Origin of the sequence: Ralstonia edaphi (assembly GCF_958350185.1) — a bacterium.
Taxonomy (GTDB): Bacteria; Pseudomonadota; Gammaproteobacteria; order Burkholderiales; family Burkholderiaceae; genus Ralstonia; species Ralstonia edaphi.
Window position 1 is genome coordinate 734723 of the sequence record NZ_CATWHI010000002.1, and the last position, 15935, is coordinate 750657.

A 15935-nucleotide genomic window follows, 5' to 3' on the forward strand; every position below is an offset into this window, starting at 1 on the left:
CAAACAAAAAAAAAAGCCGCCCGATACTCTCGCGCGGCTTTTTCTCGGTACGACTGAAACTCAGCGCACGCAGTCGACGAAATACCCCATCTTGCCGTCGACCTCTTCCTCGACCAGGCCGTGAATGTCGGTCTCGAAGCCCGGGAACAGCTTGTTGAACTGACGTGCGAATTGCAGGTACTGCACGATCGTCTTGTTGAAGCGTTCGCCCGGGATCAGCAGCGGAATGCCCGGCGGATACGGCGTCAGCAGGATAGCCGTGATGCGGCCTTCCAGATCGTCGATTGCCACGCGCTCGGTTTCACGGTGAGCCATCTTGGCCCAGGCGTCCGACGGCTTCATCGCCGGTTCCATGTTTGACAGGTACATCTCGGTCGTCACGCGGGCCACATCATTGGCCTGGTAGACGCTGTGGATGCTGTCGCACAGCTCGCGCAGCCCGATGCGCTCGTATTGCGGATACTGGCGCACGAACTCCGGCAGCACGCGCCACAGCGGCTGGTTGTTGTCGTAATCGTCCTTGAACTGCTGCAGCTCGGTCACCATCGAGTTCCAGCGGCCCTTGGTGATGCCGATGGTGAACATGATGAAGAACGAGTACAAACCGGTCTTCTCGACGATGATGCCGTGCTCGGCGAGGTAACGCGTCACGATGGCGGCAGGAATGCCGGAGTCGCTGAACTTGCCGTCCACGTCCAGGCCCGGGGTGATGATGGTGGCCTTGATCGGGTCAAGCAGGTTGAAGTCTTCGGCCAGGTTGCCGAAGCCGTGCCAGCGCTCGTTGGCCTTGAGCATCCACGCTTCGCGGTCCTCGATGCCTTCGTCGGACAAGTCGTTCGGGCCCCAGACCTTGAACCACCAGTCGTCGCCGCGTCCATTGCCGCCGTTCGTGCCGACGTATTCCTGCTCCACCTTGCGCATGGCGCGGCGAAAGTCCAGCGCCTCGGCAATGCTCTCCTCCACCAGCGCAGTACCGCCCGGCGCTTCCATCATCGCCGCGGCGACGTCGCACGACGCAATGATCGAGTACTGCGGGCTCGTCGACGTGTGCATCAGATACGCCTCGTTGAAGCGGTACGTATCGAGCTTGCGCGTTTCCGAATCCTGCACGAGGATCTGCGAGGCCTGCGACAGGCCGGCCAGCAGCTTGTGCGTGCTCTGCGTGGCGAACACCAGCGCGTCCTTGCTGCGCGGGCGGCCGTGGCCAATGGCGTGCATGTCCTCGTAGAACGGGTGGAACGACGCATGCGGCAGCCACGCTTCATCAAAGTGCAGCGTGTCGATCTCGGTCGACAGCATGTTCTTGATCATCTCGGCGTTGTAGAGCACGCCGTCGTACGTGCCCTGCGTGATGGTCAGAATGCGCGGCTTCTTGTTCTTGGCTTGGCTGGCAAACGGGTGATCGGCGATCTTCTTGGCGATCGTTTCCGGCTCGAACTCGCTCTTCGGGATCGGCCCGATGATGCCGAAATGGTTGCGCGTCGGCATGAGGAACACGGGGATCGCGCCCGTCATCATGATCGCGTGCAGGATCGACTTGTGGCAGTTGCGGTCCACCACGACGATGTCGCCGGGGGCCACGTTGGCGTGCCACACCATCTTGTTCGACGTCGACGTGCCGTTGGTCACGAAGAACATGTGGTCGGAGCCGAAGATACGCGCAGCGTTGCGCTCCGACGCGGCGACCGGGCCCGTGTGGTCGAGCAGTTGGCCGAGTTCCTCCACGGCGTTGCAGACGTCGGCGCGCAGCATGTTCTCGCCGAAGAACTGGTGGAACACCTGCCCCACCGGGCTCTTGAGGAACGCCACGCCACCCGAGTGGCCCGGGCAATGCCACGAATACGAGCTGTCCTGCGCGTAGTCGATCAGCGCCTTGAAGAACGGCGGCGGCAACGAATCCAGGTAATTGCGCGCTTCACGAATGATGTGTCGGGCCACGAACTCCGGCGTGTCCTCGAACATGTGGATGAACCCGTGCAGCTCGCGCAGCACGTCGTTCGGCAGATGGCGCGAGGTGCGCGTTTCGCCGTACAGGAAGATGGGGATGTCGGCGTTGCGGCGACGCACCTCGGCCACGAAGGCGCGCAGGTTTTCGACCGCTTCGGGTTCCGGCTTGTCGTTGTCCGGGTTGATGAACTCGTCGTCGTCGATCGAGACGATGAAGGTGGACGCGCGGCTCGACTGCTGAGCGAACGACGTCAGGTCGCCATAGCTGGTGAGGCCGATGACCTCCATGCCTTCGGTCTCGATGGCCTGGGCCAGCGCGCGAATGCCCGACCCGGAGATGTTCTCGGAGCGGAAGTCCTCGTCAATGATGATGACGGGAAAGCGGAATTTCATCGTGGTTCCTTATGGATGAAGCTAAAGGCCCCGCTCCGGATACGCCTGAACGCGCGGAAACGGACTACAAAAACTAGGTCTTGGGCAGCGTGACACCGTGCTGGCCCTGGTACTTGCCACCACGATCCTTGTACGAGGTTTCGCACTCCTCGTCGCTCTCGAAGAACAGCACCTGCGCGCAGCCTTCGCCGGCATAGATCTTGGCCGGCAGCGGCGTGGTGTTGGAGAACTCCAGCGTCACGTAGCCTTCCCACTCGGGCTCGAACGGCGTGACGTTGACGATGATCCCGCAGCGCGCGTACGTGCTCTTGCCCAGACACACCGTCAGCACGGTGCGCGGGATGCGGAAGTACTCCATCGTGCGGGCCAGCGCGAACGAGTTCGGCGGGATGATGCACACATCGCCCTTGAAGTCGACAAACGACTTCTCGTCGAAGTTCTTCGGATCGACGATGGTGCTATTGATGTTGGTGAAGATCTTGAATTCGTCGGCGCAGCGGATGTCGTAGCCGTAGCTCGACGTGCCGTAGGAAACGATGCGGCGCCCTTCGGATTCGCGCACCTGACCGGGCTCGAACGGCTCGATCATGCCGTGCTGCTCGGCCATGCGGCGGATCCACTTGTCAGATTTGATGCTCATGGAGCGTCCAGATACCTTGGATGAACAAATGGGGGCAGGCTTCGCGGTGCGAAAACTGTCCCCATTTGGTCATGCCAGCCAGGCCGTCGATCTTTGGCCCGGTTTTGGAACGCGGATTGTACTCCCAAACCTGTGACGGAAAACCCCGTGGCGGCCGATGGCTTGCGCTGGCCTTATCGAACCCGCCGAACAGATCAGCGGCCGGATTCCGCCGCCTGAGGCAACTCTCCGCGCGGCCCCACGGTGCCTGCCACCTCCGGCTCGGCTACGAACCGGTCGCGCCCCGTGTAGAGCAGAAAGTGCCGCCCAGTGCACCGCGCAAACAGCGTCAGGTTGACGCGCTCGGCCATCTGGTGGCCCATCTGTGTGACGCCCGAGCGCGACAACAGGAACGGTATGCCCATCTGCGCGCCCTTGATGACCATCTCGGAGGTGAGACGGCCGGTGGTGTAGAAGATCTTGTCGCCGCCATCCATGCCCGCCAGCCACATGAGGCCGGCGATAGCATCCACGGCATTGTGGCGGCCCACGTCTTCGATGAAGTGCAGCAGCCCGCCGTGCGCATCGAACAGCGCGCAGCCATGCACCGAGCCCGCTTGCTTGTAGATCGACTGCTGCAGGCGGATGGTGTCGACCACGCGGTACAGCGTGGTCTGCGTCATGCGCGCGTCGGGCGGCAGGCGGATGGCGTCGATCTCGTCCATCAGCGAGCCGAACACGGTGCCCTGGCCGCAGCCGGTCGTCACGGTGCGGCGGGCGGTCTTTTCGTCCAGGTCGGCAATGCCGGCGCGCGTGGTGACGGCAGCCGATTCGGTTTCCCAGTCGACCTGGATGGAGGCGATGTCTTCGATGCTGCCGATCAAGCGCTGGTTGCGCAGATAGCCCAGTACGAGCGCTTCGGGCGCGCCGCCCAGCGTCATCAGCGTGACGAGTTCGCGCTTGTCGAGGTACACCGTGAGCGGGCGCTCACCGGGAATGTAGACATGGCGTGCGCGGCCCAGCTCGTCGAGCACTTCAACCTCGTCGAGCAGTGGAACGGAAGCGTTGGTCAGTTCGGGGCGCAGCGGCATCAATGTCTTCGTTCAAATAAAAATGCGCACGGCAAGCGTGCGCATGGTGCGGCTGGTACCTGCGCGAGAGCAGGTACCGCGTGCGGGCGATCAGTTCGCCACGATCACGCCGCAGGCGATGCGCCCGCCGGAATTGCCGGTGGGCTGGGTCGTGTAGTCGTCCTTGCCTGCGTGGACGATCAGCGCGCGGCCGACCAGGCTCGTGGGCCCGGGCGACAGCGTCACGCCGGAAAGAACGATCGAGCCGACGGCCTTGCCGTTGGCATCGGATTGCAGCATCGGAATGTCGCCGGCGTGGTGCGCGCCGTGGCGCGGATCACCATGCTGCTGGCCCGTCGGGTTGAAGTGGCCGCCAGCGCTGTTGCCATCTGCCGACGAGCAATCGCCCTTCTCATGCACGTGGAAACCGAACATGCCGTTGGCGGGCAGACCCGAAATATCCACGGCGATGGCAACCCGATTGTCGCCTTGCTGCGCGAGCTTCACGCTGCCTTGCACGGTGCTGCCGCTCTTGGGTGCCAGCACGGCCGAGGCCGCCATGGCGCCGTCACCGGCATTCGCCGCCTTGGCCGTCGACGCTGAGTTCGATGCGCAGCCGGCCATCAGGCCGATCGCGGCGAGTGCAATCACGAGTTGCTTCATGTGTCACCTCCAGTCAGGGTTCACTCGGGGAGCGGACGATTGTACTGCCGGATGATGAACACGCAACATTAGCAACAACGGTTCACCCTTTGGCCGCCGGTGCAGATGCTGGTGGCACGGGCGCGACAAAGGGCCCCGGATCAACGCACGGCGCGCCCGGCTGCGTATGCGCAGCCTTGCCACCGGCCTGGTATGACGCCGCCACCTTGTCCTGGGCCTTGCACGTCTGGAACGCGGCTACCTTGTCGCCCCAGGCTGCTTTGGCCTTCGCCAGGTCCGCCTGTGCCTTCTGTTCTTCCGTCGGTGCCGGCAGCTTGGCGCCGGCCAGTCCGCTTGTCAGGCTCAGCATGGCGACAGCAAGTGCCATACCTGCGGCGCGGCGCAGAGCGGATGCGTGCATGGTGAGATTCCTTGAATCGGTGGGCGTCGATGGCGTCATGGCTTGGCGGGCTGCTCGCTGGGCGACGGCGGTGCTGGCGGCTGGGAACGTTGCGCGGGGATCTTGCCGGCCTTGATGTCGTCGTACCAAAGCTCGTGGTGCTCTTTCGCCCAGGCCTCGTCGACATAACCATCGCGCATCGCGCGGTACGCCCCTTCCATGCCGATGGTGCCCATGTAGATGTGCCCGAGCGACATGCAGATCATGCCCACTGCGGCAATCGCGTGAATGACTTCAGCGAGTTGCATCGTGCTGCGGTAGTAATCCACGCCCGGGACGATGCGATCGAGCGTCCAGCCCGAGGCCGACAGGATCAGCCCAAACACAACAAGCCCGCCCCAGAACCAGAGTTTCTCGCCAGCGTTGAAACGGTGCGATGGCACTTCGGCGCCGTGCTCTCCGGAAAACAAGCCGCCAAGCTTCAGCAGCCAGTTCATGTCGCCACTGCGAGGCAGGTTGTCCCGCACCCACATCACGAAGGCCACGATGATGCTGACCGTGAACAGCGGCCCCACCAAGTTGTGGAGATTCTTCAAGATGTACGTCAACCAGCCGAACAACTGGTGGCCGAGGATCGGCAGCAGGAAATGCTTGCCCCACAGCATGACGATGCCCGACACGCCGAGCGTGACAAAGGAGATCGCCATCGTCCAATGCACATAGCGTTCGGTGGGCGTGAACCGCTCGATCTTGCGGCCGGTGGGCGCTTCCTTCAGGGGAATCGTGCCGCGCCACAGGAAAAAACCCAGGATGAGCAGCGGCACCAGCACCATGAGCCAACCGCCCCACACGGTGATCACGCCATTGCGGAACAGCCGCCATTTTTGCCCGGTACGCTGAATCAGCACGCCGGCCTCCAGCCCCGGAATGCTTGCGTAATGCGCCTGGTCTGAGTTCACTTCACGCCAGACGGGCGCATTGTTGCCCGGCTGCGTGGCGCGGCGTGCGGCCTGGTCGTGCGCCTCTTTGGAAAGATCGCGTTTCTGCAGATCAAACACATTCTCCGAGACGATGTTGGAGAACGGCTGTGCCGGCTGCACGGCCGGATTGACCGGGGCGGCGTCGGCCGCGGGCGCACTGGCCGGCTGCTGCGCGCTCGCCAACGCTGCTGCGCCGCCCAGCAACACGGCCATCACAAGATGTTTCCAGGAAGTGCCCATGGACGAACCTCCGCTTGCGCGCGTCATGGCGTCTTGTTGTACTCGTTCTGGTATTGGCCGCGCGCGCGGATCTGGTTCTGCCAGCTCGTGCGGTCACCGGGTGTCCAGTTCTTTGCCATGAACGGATCGCCTTCCGCTCCCTTGTATGCGGGCGCGTCGTCCTTGCGGTGCGAAGCGAACGCGGTTTGCGGGCGCTCGCCGCAGGCGCCCAGCAGCAGCACGGCGCCAAGCGCGACCAGCAGGCCGGTCGATCGTGCCCGGGCGATCATGATTGCGCTCCCGGCGCAGAAGCCGGCGTGGCCGGTGCGGCCGGTGCCGCCTGACCGCCCTTGCCCTGCGCGCCGCCGTAGGCCGTGCCCCATCCGAACAGCTCCGCGCCCTTCCCGCGTTTCATGACGCGGTTACGCAGGATGTCGGAAATCACATCGCCATCGCCGCCGAGCAGCGCCTTGGTCGAGCACATCTCCGCGCACAGCGGCAGCTTCCCTTCGGCCAGGCGGTTGCGGCCGTACTTCTCGAACTCTTCCTCGCTGCCGTTCTTCTCGGGGCCGCCCGCGCAGAATGTGCACTTGTCCATCTTGCCGCGCACGCCAAACGTGCCCTGGCTCGGGAACTGCGGCGCGCCGAACGGGCACGCATACGAGCAATAGCCGCAGCCAATGCAGACGTCCTTGTCGTGCAGCACCACACCGTCTTCGGTGCGGTAGAAGCAGTCGACCGGGCAGACCGCCATGCACGGCGCATCGGAGCAATGCATGCAGGCCACGGAGATGGATTTCTCCGCGCCGATCATGCCGTCGTTGATGGTGACCACCCGGCGACGATTCACGCCCCAGGGCACCTCGTGTTCGTTCTTGCAGGCCGTGGCGCAGGCGTTGCATTCGATGCAGCGCTCGCTGTCACAGATGAATTTCATGCGTGCCATGTTGATCTCCCCGTCCTTATGCGAACCGCTCGATCTGGCAGACCGTCGTTTTCGTTTCCTGCATCATCGTCACCGAGTCGTAGCCGTAGGTGGTGGCCGTGTTGACGGCCTCGCCACGCACGATCGGGTGGGCGCCTTCCGGGTAGTAATCGAGCAGGTCCTTGCCCTGCCACCAGCCCGAGAAGTGGAACGGGATAAAGGCGTGGTCGACCCCCACGCGCTCCGTCACCAGCGCGCGCACCTTGATCTGGGCGCCGGTCGGCGTCTTGACCCAGACGAAATCGTTGTGTCGGATGCCGCGATCAGATGCGGCCTTCGGGTTGATCTCGACAAAGTTCTCCTGCTGCAACTCGGCAAGCCACGGGTTGGAGCGCGTCTCCTCGCCGCCGCCCTCGTATTCGACAAGGCGGCCGGACGTGAGGATGATCGGGAATTTCTCGTAGACCTTGTTCTCGATATTGCGCTGCTGCACCGTCTTGTACAGCGTCGGCAGGCGCCAGAAGGCTTTCTTGTCGTCGTGCGTCGGGTACTTGGCGACCATGTCGGGCCGCGTGGAATACAGCGGCTCCCGGTGCTGCGGAATGCCGTCGGGGAAGTTCCACACAATGGCGCGCGCCTTGGCGTTGCCGAACGGATGGCAGCCATGCTTCATCGCCACGCGCTGGATCCCGCCGGACAGATCGGTCTTCCAGTTCTTGCCTTCGGCGGCCTTCTTCTCGGCGTCGGTGAGGTCGTCCCACCAGCCGAGTTTCTTGAGGAAGACGTGGTCGAACTCGGGGTAGCCCGTGGTCAGCTCCGAGCCGAGCGAGAACGAGCCATCTTCGGCCAGCAGGTTGACGCCGTCGCGCTCCACGCCAAAGTTGGCGCGGAAGTTGCCGCCGCCATCCATCACGTGCTTGCTGGTGTCGTACAGATTGGGCGAGCCGGGGTGCTTGAGTTCCGGTGTGCCGTAACACGGCCACGGCAGGCCGAAGTAATCGCCGGTGAGGTCGTAGCCGGTTTCGGCATCCTTGCCGCCCTTGCAGCGCAGCGTGCGCACATCAAACAGGTGCATGTTGCGCATGTGAGCCTTCAGGCGTTCCGGCGATTGGCCCGTGTAGCCGATCGTCCAGTTGCCGCGATTGATCTCGCGCAGGATCGATTCGATCTCGGGCTCGCGCCATGTCATGCCGGCACGCTTGTATTCCGTGATCTTGTAGTTCTTCGACAGCTCCTTGCCGAAGCCCAGGCGATCGGCAAAGGCCTGCATGATCACGTGGTCGGGCTGCGACTCGAACAGCGGGTCGATGACCTTCTCGCGCCATTGCAGCGAGCGGTTCGATGCGGTGCACGAGCCGGACGTTTCGAACTGCGTGGCCGCCGGCAGCAGATAGACGGCGCGATTCGGATTCGGAGGCGTGCCATCGGCGGCGGGCATGTTGGCCATCGCCGCGGTGGCTGACGGATACGGATCCACCACGACCAGCAAGTCGAGCTTGTCCAGCGCGCGCTTGATATCCATCCCGCGCGTTTGCGAGTTGGGCGCGTGCCCCCAATAGAAAACGGCGCGGACGTTGTTGTCCTGATCGATCAGGTCGTTCTTCTCCAGCACCGCGTCGGCCCAGCGCGAGACGGTGGTGCCCGACTTCTCCATCATGGCCTGCGAAGCAAAGCGGCCCTTGATCCAGTCGTAATCCACGCCCCAGACGTTGGCGAAGTGCTTCCACGCCCCGGCAGCCAGGCCGTAGTAGCCAGGCAACGAATCGGGGTTCGGGCCGACGTCGGTCGCGCCCTGCACGTTGTCGTGGCCGCGGAAGATATTGGCGCCGCCGCCCGACTTGCCGATATTGCCGAGCGCCAGCTGCACGATGCACGATGCGCGCACGATGGCGTTGCCGATGGTGTGCTGCGTCTGGCCCATGCACCACACCAGCGTGCTGGGGCGGTTCATCGCCATCATCTCGGCGACCTTGTGGACCTGCGCTTCCGGCACGCCGCACACCTCTTCGACCTTGTCCGGCGTCCACTTGGCGAGCACTTCCTCGCGCACCTTGTCCATGCCGTAGACGCGGTCGTGGATGTACTGCTTGTCTTCCCAGCCGTTCTTGAAGATGTGATACAGCACGCCGAAGAGGAACGCGATGTCGGTGCCCGAGCGGATGCGCACGTATTCATCGGACTTGGCCGCCGTCCGCGTATAGCGCGGGTCGACGACGATGACCTTGCAGCCCGTTTCCTTGGCATGCAGCAGGTGCAGCATCGACACCGGATGCGCCTCGGCCGCGTTCGAACCGATGTACAACGCGCACTTGGCGTTCTGCATGTCGTTGTACGAGTTCGTCATCGCACCGTAGCCCCACGTGTTGGCCACGCCGGCGACGGTGGTGCTGTGGCAGATACGTGCCTGGTGGTCGCAGTTGTTGGTGCCGAAGAACGACACCCACTTGCGCAGCAGGTACGCCTGCTCGTTGCTGTGCTTGGATGAGCCGACGAAGAAGAACGAATCCGGTCCGGTCTCCTGGCGGATGCTCTGCATCTTGGCGACGATCTCGTTCAACGCCTGCTCCCAGCTGATGCGCTGGTAGCGGCCGTCGACGAGCTTCATCGGCGTCTTCAGGCGGTATTCGCCGTGACCATGCTCGCGCAGGGCGGCGCCCTTGGCGCAATGCGCGCCGAGGTTGATCGGCGAGTCGAACACCGGCTCCTGGCGCACCCACACGCCGTTCTGCACGACGGCGTCCACCGAGCACCCGACCGAGCAGTGCGAGCACACCGTGCGGCGTACGACGATGTCCCCCTTCCCTTCGGCGGCCTGGGCCTCACCTACCACCGATTTCTTCACCAGCGAAAGCTGCGTCGCCGCCAACCCCGCGCCGACGCCGATGCCGGAGCGTTTGAGGAAGGTGCGGCGGTCCATGGTCGGCAGTGCGCCGGCCAGGCTGCGCGCCAGACTGCCAGCGAGCGACGAAGCGCCCTGGCCGCTTGAACGTCGGGCCGAAGCGGCTTTGGTGTCCTGTACCGCCGGTTTGCGGGTCAGAAGCATGAGGTCACCTGAGGAAGTGGGGTGCGTGCAATGACGATGGAGTGGCAGCGGCGCGCGTACGGCCGCATCAGATCCACGTCGTCTTGTAGTACTTGCGGATGTGTTCGCTCAGCCGGTAGCCGGTGGCGCCGTCATCCGTGGAGTCAGCTGCGGGTGTGGCCGGCGCAGTGGGCGCTTGCACCAGATGGCCGGCTGTGGCGGCAGTGCCAGCAGCGGCGGCTGCAACCGCCGCGCCCATCAGAAAGCGGCGGCGAGTGGGCGCAGCATCAGCGGAATCCGCTTCTGGGCGCGCGTGTGGGACGGTGTTCGGACTTGCCATCTCGATGCTCCCCGGCTCAATCAAACCGATGACCGAATGTAATAGGAATTTTTGAACACATTTTAGGAGTAACGGCATGGGAAAACCATGCCCAAAACCCCTCATCGAGGGATTTTTCTGACGATTTACCGATGAATTTTTTCAATGAGTGCGGTTTGAACCGGTCCGCCGTGACGTGGGCGGGGCGCGGCTCTTGCCCGCCCGCTTAATTTTTGGGCAGAGAGCCGGCGCGCCGTCACGCTAATTCAAGCGCGAGCCTCTCGACGTCAAAAAAGGCTTTGGCCAAACCCGCCACGTCGGCATAAAACGTGGCGCGCGGATGCTGCAATACAGCATCACAAGCCGTATCGACCCACGGCGCCAGATGGCGCTGGAAAAATGCGCGCTGCTCTTCGATCTGCGTAACGGCAAGATCGTCCCCGGCGATGAGGTAACGCATGACTTCACACAGGGTGGCGAGGTGGTCTTCGGTTTCCGTGACGCCCTCGGCGCGCTCCAGGCCGAAGCGACGCAGATCGTCCCGCAGCACGACGAGCGGCTTTTCGTTCATGAACCCGGCCTGGTAGTACGAGCCGTACAGGAATACCTCGGGCTTGCCGACGCCGATGAACAGTTCGGTGTATTCGTCGTCGGCCTGCGCGGCGGTCGTCTTGCCGGCGCGGGCGACGAGCCTCCGCCAGGCCTGAGTCAGTGCGCTGCTGGCGGCAGCTTCCGCGTCGGCCGGGGCGGTATCGTCATCGCCTGTTGGGTCCAGCGGCGCGGCGGCGATGCGCTGCAGCAAATCGGCGTCCGCCGCGCGGAAGAACAGCGTGGCCAGCAGGCCGTAGAGGTCCGCACGGGCGAGATCCTCGGCGCTGTCGGCAGGCGTGGCGGCGGGCTGGAATTGCAGGGGCTGGGCGTCGGTCATGGGATCGGGATCGGCTTCAATACGCGGTTTTCAGTGCGGGGCGCCCGGGCGTTCGCCGTGCTGCATCATGTCGATCACGCGGCAGTCGCTGCACATCTTGAGGCGCTCGGCAGCGGCGCCGGAGAACGCCGGATGCGCGCCGAGCTTGGCCAGCATCGTCGTGACCATCTGCGCGGTGCCGAACGGCTTGTTGCAGCGGACGCAGTGGAACGGCTGCGCCTCGTTAAGCGTGACCGGCTGGCGGGCGGCAGTCGACAGATTCAGCCGCGGGACGAGCGCGATGGCGCTTTCGGGGCACGTCGTTTCGCACAGGCCGCATTGGACGCAGTTGCGCTCGATCATGGCCAGCACGGGGCGCTCGGCCTGATCGCGCAACGCCTGCGACGGGCACGCGCCAACGCACGCCATGCACAGCGTGCAGCGTTCGCGGTTCACGGTGATGGCGCCAAACGGTGCGCCGGCCGGCAGCGGGATGACGGCCTCGGTGGCCTTGGCGTGGCGCGCGAGGTGGTCGAGGGCGAAATCGAGCGTTTCGCGCTTGGCGGCGGCCACGGCAAAGGTGGCGGCCGGCATGTCACGGCGAAAGCCGCGCAGCGGGCCCGACACGTCAGCGCGGCTCAGACGCGCGTCGAGCGCAGCCACATCCGCCACGTCGATCAACACCACGCCCGGCACATCGGCCGGTTCGCCAAGCCCCTGCAGCATGGCCTGCGCCACGGCAACCTGTTCAGCGAGCATCGCGCGGTACTGCGGCGCGTCGTCTTCGGTCATGAGAATGGCGATGCGCGCGGCGCCGTAAGCCAACGCTGCAAGCCACAGATCCAAACCCGTCGATGCCGCATGGAAGACTTCAACCGGCAGCACATTCACCGGCACGCCCTGGGCCTTGCCGATGCGGGCAGTGCGGCCCAACTGCTCGATCAGCGTGCGGCCGCGCTTACCGTTATGCAGCAGCACCACGGCATCACGCCCACCCGCCGATGCATATGTGCTGAGCAGCGTCTTGAGCTTGCGCCCCTGGTAGGGCGCATTGGGATAGGCATACGTAAGCGCGCCGGTCGGGCACGCCGTCGTACACGCACCGCAGCCCACGCACAGATTGGGCGTGACGTGCACGCTGCCGCGCCCGTCCTTCCACTGCGGCGCGATGGCCGACGCAGAACACACTTGCACGCAAGCGTCGCAGCCGACCTGGCCATTACGCCCGTGCGCGCAGATCGATTCCTTGTATTGGAAGAACTTGGGCTTCTCGAACTCGCCGACCATCTGCAGCAGCGCCAGCGATGCCGTCAGCTGGCGGCCGGCATCGGCGCCCGCGTGAAAGTAGCCTTGCGGCGGCTGGTGCTGAGCAAACGCCGGCGCATCGTTCAAATCAAAAATCAGGTCGAATTGGCCCGATAGAGCCTGCGGCGCGTCCACGCGGCTGAAATCGATCGCCATTGCATCGCCGCATGCCTTGACGCACGCGCGGTGGTCGCGGCAGGCATCCAGATCGATCTGGTAGAGCGCATCGATGGCGCCTTCCGGGCAGACATCGATGCAGGCGTTGCAGCGCGTGCAGCGGTCCAAGTCAATCGGATTACGGCTGTGCCATTGCACCTCGAACGCGCCAAGCCAGCCCTTCACCTCCTGCAACTCGCCCGCATGGACGGGCCAGCGACGCTCCATCGGCGGCGCCAGCAGACCGTTTGCGCGGTCGCGCCCCGTGGCGAGCACCGTCACGCTCAGTTGGTCGGCAAGGCGCTCCGCCCACGGCATCGCACGCTCGGCAGGACCGACGATCAGCACGTTGCCGTCGGAACGATAGTCGACCACCGGCACCGGGTCCGGCGCTGGCAACCCAGCGACCGCCAGCAGCGCCGCTGTCTTGGCATGCAACGCGCGCGCATCGCGTTTGGCTCCCGACGACCACCCGCCTGTTTCCCGAACGTTGACGAAATGGATCGGGGCGGTCACGCCCTCATGCTGCGCGGCCACCTCAGCAAACAGCGCCTTTTCCTGCGTGCAGGCGACGATGACGTCTTCGGTGCCGCCCAGCGCTTCTGTAAACGCGCCGATCTCGCGGCGGCACAGCAGGTGGTGCGTCTTGCCGGGCGCATCGATGGCGGCGTCGGACGCGCGCAAGGCGTCGCCCACCGCTTCGGCGTCGAGCGGCATGGTGTGATTGCAACTGCAGAGCAGCGTTGGCATGGATGTGTGCGTGAACGCCCGCGTGCATGGCGCGGGCTGTAGGGACATGGCCGCACGGTCGTTGCCGGGCGGCACTCTTTTTTATTCTACGGACGGCGGCTTAACGTCGCCATGCGGGGTTGCCTCGGGGTTGTCAGCGGGCGACTCGGCATCGGCCGCTTCACGCGGCGTCTCGCGGGTCACAGCAGGCGGAGCGTCCGATACCGGTTCGATTCCTGTCGGCGGCGCCACATCATCGTCAAGCGGCTCGAACAACCGCAATTCCGCCGTATGCCGCAGCTCGCGCAACATCTCGGGCGGGATGGGGTCAGGCTGCGAATAGTCGTCGATGTAGGTATCGAGGCCGTCCATCACGTTGAAATGCGGATCGGCAAAGAGCTTCTTGAGCGCGGCACGCTTGACGGCTTCGTCCACCCCGCGCGCGACGAAGGGCGCGAAATCATCGGATGGCGTGAGCTTAGCGGCGTCTGCCAGCGTCAGCGGCGGCGCCTCCGGCGCAGGCTCAGCCACCGACGCTTCCGGCGCCACGACCGGCGCAGGCTCGGCGGGTGGAGCCGCTGGCGGTTCCGGTTCGGGTTCGCCCCGCCGCTCGGCAGCCTTGCGGCGCGACCAGCGCGAGAGGAAAGTTTCTTCGCTCACGGCAGTTTCATTCAGAACTTCGCGCGGTCTTCCGGCGGCAGAAACGATTCCGGCCGGCGCCGCTTCTTCGGCTCGGGCCGGTAGTTTTCAGCCACGTACGCCTGCAGCCACTCCAGCGCAGCGGCATCCAGCGGCACGTTTTCGACCGTCTCGCCGCCGTCGAGCCAGCGACCGGCTTCGTTGTAGCTCAGCGAAACCGTATGCGGAATCGCGCGGCCTTCGCCGGCCGTGCCCGGCTCGCCCAGGCGCCACAGCACAAACCAGCACGGCGCGGCGGAGGTCACGTTCAAGTAATACCCCTCGGCCTCGTCGCGAAACAGCGTGACGGAGAAGCCGGGCGTCAGCCAGCGCTCGTCCCCCTTCTCATCGTCAGCGCGATCCAGGCAGCGGGGTGCCGTGCCGTATTCACCCAGATCGGGCACGACAGCCTCCAGCCGCCACTGATACGGCTGCCAGCGGTTGGCAGTCGGGCGGCGGCACAGCACCACCGCCACCCGTACGGACGGGCGGTCGGCGGGCAGCGGCGACGTGGATTCCATGGCGTCAGGTGTTCTGCACGACGATCGACGGGAACTTGCTCGTCATGTCCTTCGCCTTCTCGGCCACGGCGATGGCGACGCGGCGGGCGATCTGCTTGTAGACGCCGGCAATCGCGCCGTCGGGGTCGGCCACCACGGTGGGGCGACCCGAATCGGCCTGCTCACGGATCGACAGATTCAACGGCAGGCTGCCCAGGAACGGCACGCCGTACTGTTCGCACATCTTCTCGCCGCCGCCGGCACCGAAAATGTGTTCGGTGTGGCCGCAGTTCGGGCAGCAGTAGACCGCCATGTTCTCGACCACGCCAATGATGGGAATCCCCACCTTCTCGAACATCTTCAGGCCCTTCTTGGCGTCGAGCAGCGCGATATCCTGCGGCGTGGTGACGATCACCGCGCCCGTCACAGGCACCTTCTGCGACAGCGTGAGCTGGATGTCGCCCGTGCCCGGCGGCATGTCGACGATGAGGTAATCCAGGTCGCGCCAGTTCGTCTGCTTGAGCAGTTGCTCCAGCGCCGAGGTCACCATCGGGCCGCGCCAGACCATCGGGTTGTCCTGCTCGATCAGGAAACCGATCGAATTGGCCTGCAGCCCGTGGCCCTCCATCGGCTCCATCGTCTTGCCGTCGGCCGACTCCGGCTGGCCCTGGATGCCCAGCATCATCGGCTGGCTCGGGCCGTAGATATCGGCGTCGAGAATGCCGACGTTGGCGCCTTCCGCAGCCAGCGCCAGCGCCAGGTTCACGGCGGTCGTCGATTTACCCACCCCGCCCTTGCCCGACGCCACAGCGATGATGTTCTTCACGTTCGGCATCAGGTGCACGCCGCGCTGCACCGCGTGCGCGACGATCTTCATCGACACCTGCACGCTCACATTTTCGACACCTTGCACCTGGCGCAGCGCCCCGATCACGAGCTTGCGGATCGGCTCGAACTGGCTCTTGGCCGGATAGCCCAGCTCCACGTCAAGCGACACCTCGCCGCCATCGACCCGGATGTTGCGCGCCGATTTGGACGACACGAGGTCGCGCCCGGTATTGGGATCCACCACGCCGCGCAGGGCTTCGGTGATCTGTTCGATGGTTACGCTCAACATGTGCTCC

The 15935-nt window shown here is 64.7% G+C and carries 15 protein-coding genes; all 15 read right to left on the reverse strand.

Features of this window, described 5'->3' with window-relative positions; genetic code table 11:
* Positions 1 to 60: 60 nt before the first annotated feature.
* Positions 61 to 2340, reverse strand: coding sequence for an arginine/lysine/ornithine decarboxylase (locus R2669_RS08575; protein ID WP_147216361.1), 2280 nt, complete (start codon positions 2338 to 2340; stop codon positions 61 to 63).
* Between the two features lie 73 nt (positions 2341 to 2413).
* Positions 2414 to 2980, reverse strand: a complete 567-nt coding sequence (gene dcd, locus R2669_RS08580) for a dCTP deaminase (protein ID WP_012762552.1) — start codon at positions 2978 to 2980, stop codon at positions 2414 to 2416.
* A gap of 194 nt (positions 2981 to 3174) precedes the next feature.
* Positions 3175 to 4050, reverse strand: a complete 876-nt coding sequence (locus tag R2669_RS08585) for a formate dehydrogenase accessory sulfurtransferase FdhD (RefSeq protein ID WP_316899654.1) — start codon at positions 4048 to 4050, stop codon at positions 3175 to 3177.
* Positions 4051 to 4140: 90 nt separating this feature from the next.
* A complete protein-coding gene (locus R2669_RS08590; protein ID WP_147216357.1) occupies positions 4141 to 4692 on the reverse strand; it encodes a superoxide dismutase family protein in 552 nt (183 codons plus the stop codon).
* Positions 4693 to 4774: 82 nt separating this feature from the next.
* Positions 4775 to 5092, reverse strand: a complete 318-nt coding sequence (locus R2669_RS08595) for a hypothetical protein (RefSeq protein ID WP_147216355.1) — start codon at positions 5090 to 5092, stop codon at positions 4775 to 4777.
* A 35-nt stretch (positions 5093 to 5127) separates the two neighbouring features.
* Entirely contained in the window at positions 5128 to 6291 is a 1164-nt protein-coding gene (locus tag R2669_RS08600) for a formate dehydrogenase subunit gamma (protein WP_316899656.1), read from the reverse strand.
* 23 nt (positions 6292 to 6314) lie between these two features.
* Complete coding sequence (locus tag R2669_RS08605; RefSeq protein WP_027680803.1) at positions 6315 to 6560, reverse strand: hypothetical protein; 246 nt, start codon at positions 6558 to 6560, stop codon at positions 6315 to 6317.
* On the reverse strand, positions 6557 to 7216 hold the full coding sequence (fdh3B, locus tag R2669_RS08610; RefSeq protein WP_316899658.1) for a formate dehydrogenase FDH3 subunit beta: 660 nt from the start codon (positions 7214 to 7216) through the stop codon (positions 6557 to 6559). Before fdh3B ends, R2669_RS08605 begins: the two co-directional genes overlap by 4 nt.
* A 16-nt stretch (positions 7217 to 7232) precedes the next feature.
* Positions 7233 to 10238 (reverse strand): molybdopterin-dependent oxidoreductase, encoded by a 3006-nt coding sequence (locus R2669_RS08615; RefSeq protein ID WP_316899660.1) that lies wholly within the window; start codon positions 10236 to 10238, stop codon positions 7233 to 7235.
* 67 nt (positions 10239 to 10305) lie between these two features.
* A complete protein-coding gene (locus R2669_RS08620; protein WP_316889746.1) occupies positions 10306 to 10557 on the reverse strand; it encodes a twin-arginine translocation signal domain-containing protein in 252 nt (83 codons plus the stop codon).
* Positions 10558 to 10792: 235 nt separating this feature from the next.
* On the reverse strand, positions 10793 to 11464 hold the full coding sequence (locus R2669_RS08625; RefSeq protein WP_147216345.1) for a TorD/DmsD family molecular chaperone: 672 nt from the start codon (positions 11462 to 11464) through the stop codon (positions 10793 to 10795).
* Between the two features lie 30 nt (positions 11465 to 11494).
* Positions 11495 to 13654 (reverse strand): 4Fe-4S binding protein, encoded by a 2160-nt coding sequence (locus tag R2669_RS08630; RefSeq protein ID WP_316899661.1) that lies wholly within the window; start codon positions 13652 to 13654, stop codon positions 11495 to 11497.
* 81 nt (positions 13655 to 13735) lie between these two features.
* A complete protein-coding gene (locus R2669_RS08635) occupies positions 13736 to 14293 on the reverse strand; it encodes a DUF3306 domain-containing protein (RefSeq protein WP_316899663.1) in 558 nt (185 codons plus the stop codon).
* An 11-nt stretch (positions 14294 to 14304) separates the two neighbouring features.
* Positions 14305 to 14832: a DUF3305 domain-containing protein gene (locus tag R2669_RS08640; RefSeq protein ID WP_316899665.1), complete on the reverse strand. Its 528-nt coding sequence runs from the start codon at positions 14830 to 14832 to the stop codon at positions 14305 to 14307.
* 4 nt (positions 14833 to 14836) lie between these two features.
* Positions 14837 to 15925 (reverse strand): iron-sulfur cluster carrier protein ApbC, encoded by a 1089-nt coding sequence (gene apbC, locus R2669_RS08645; protein ID WP_037044415.1) that lies wholly within the window; start codon positions 15923 to 15925, stop codon positions 14837 to 14839.
* Positions 15926 to 15935 lie beyond the last annotated feature (10 nt).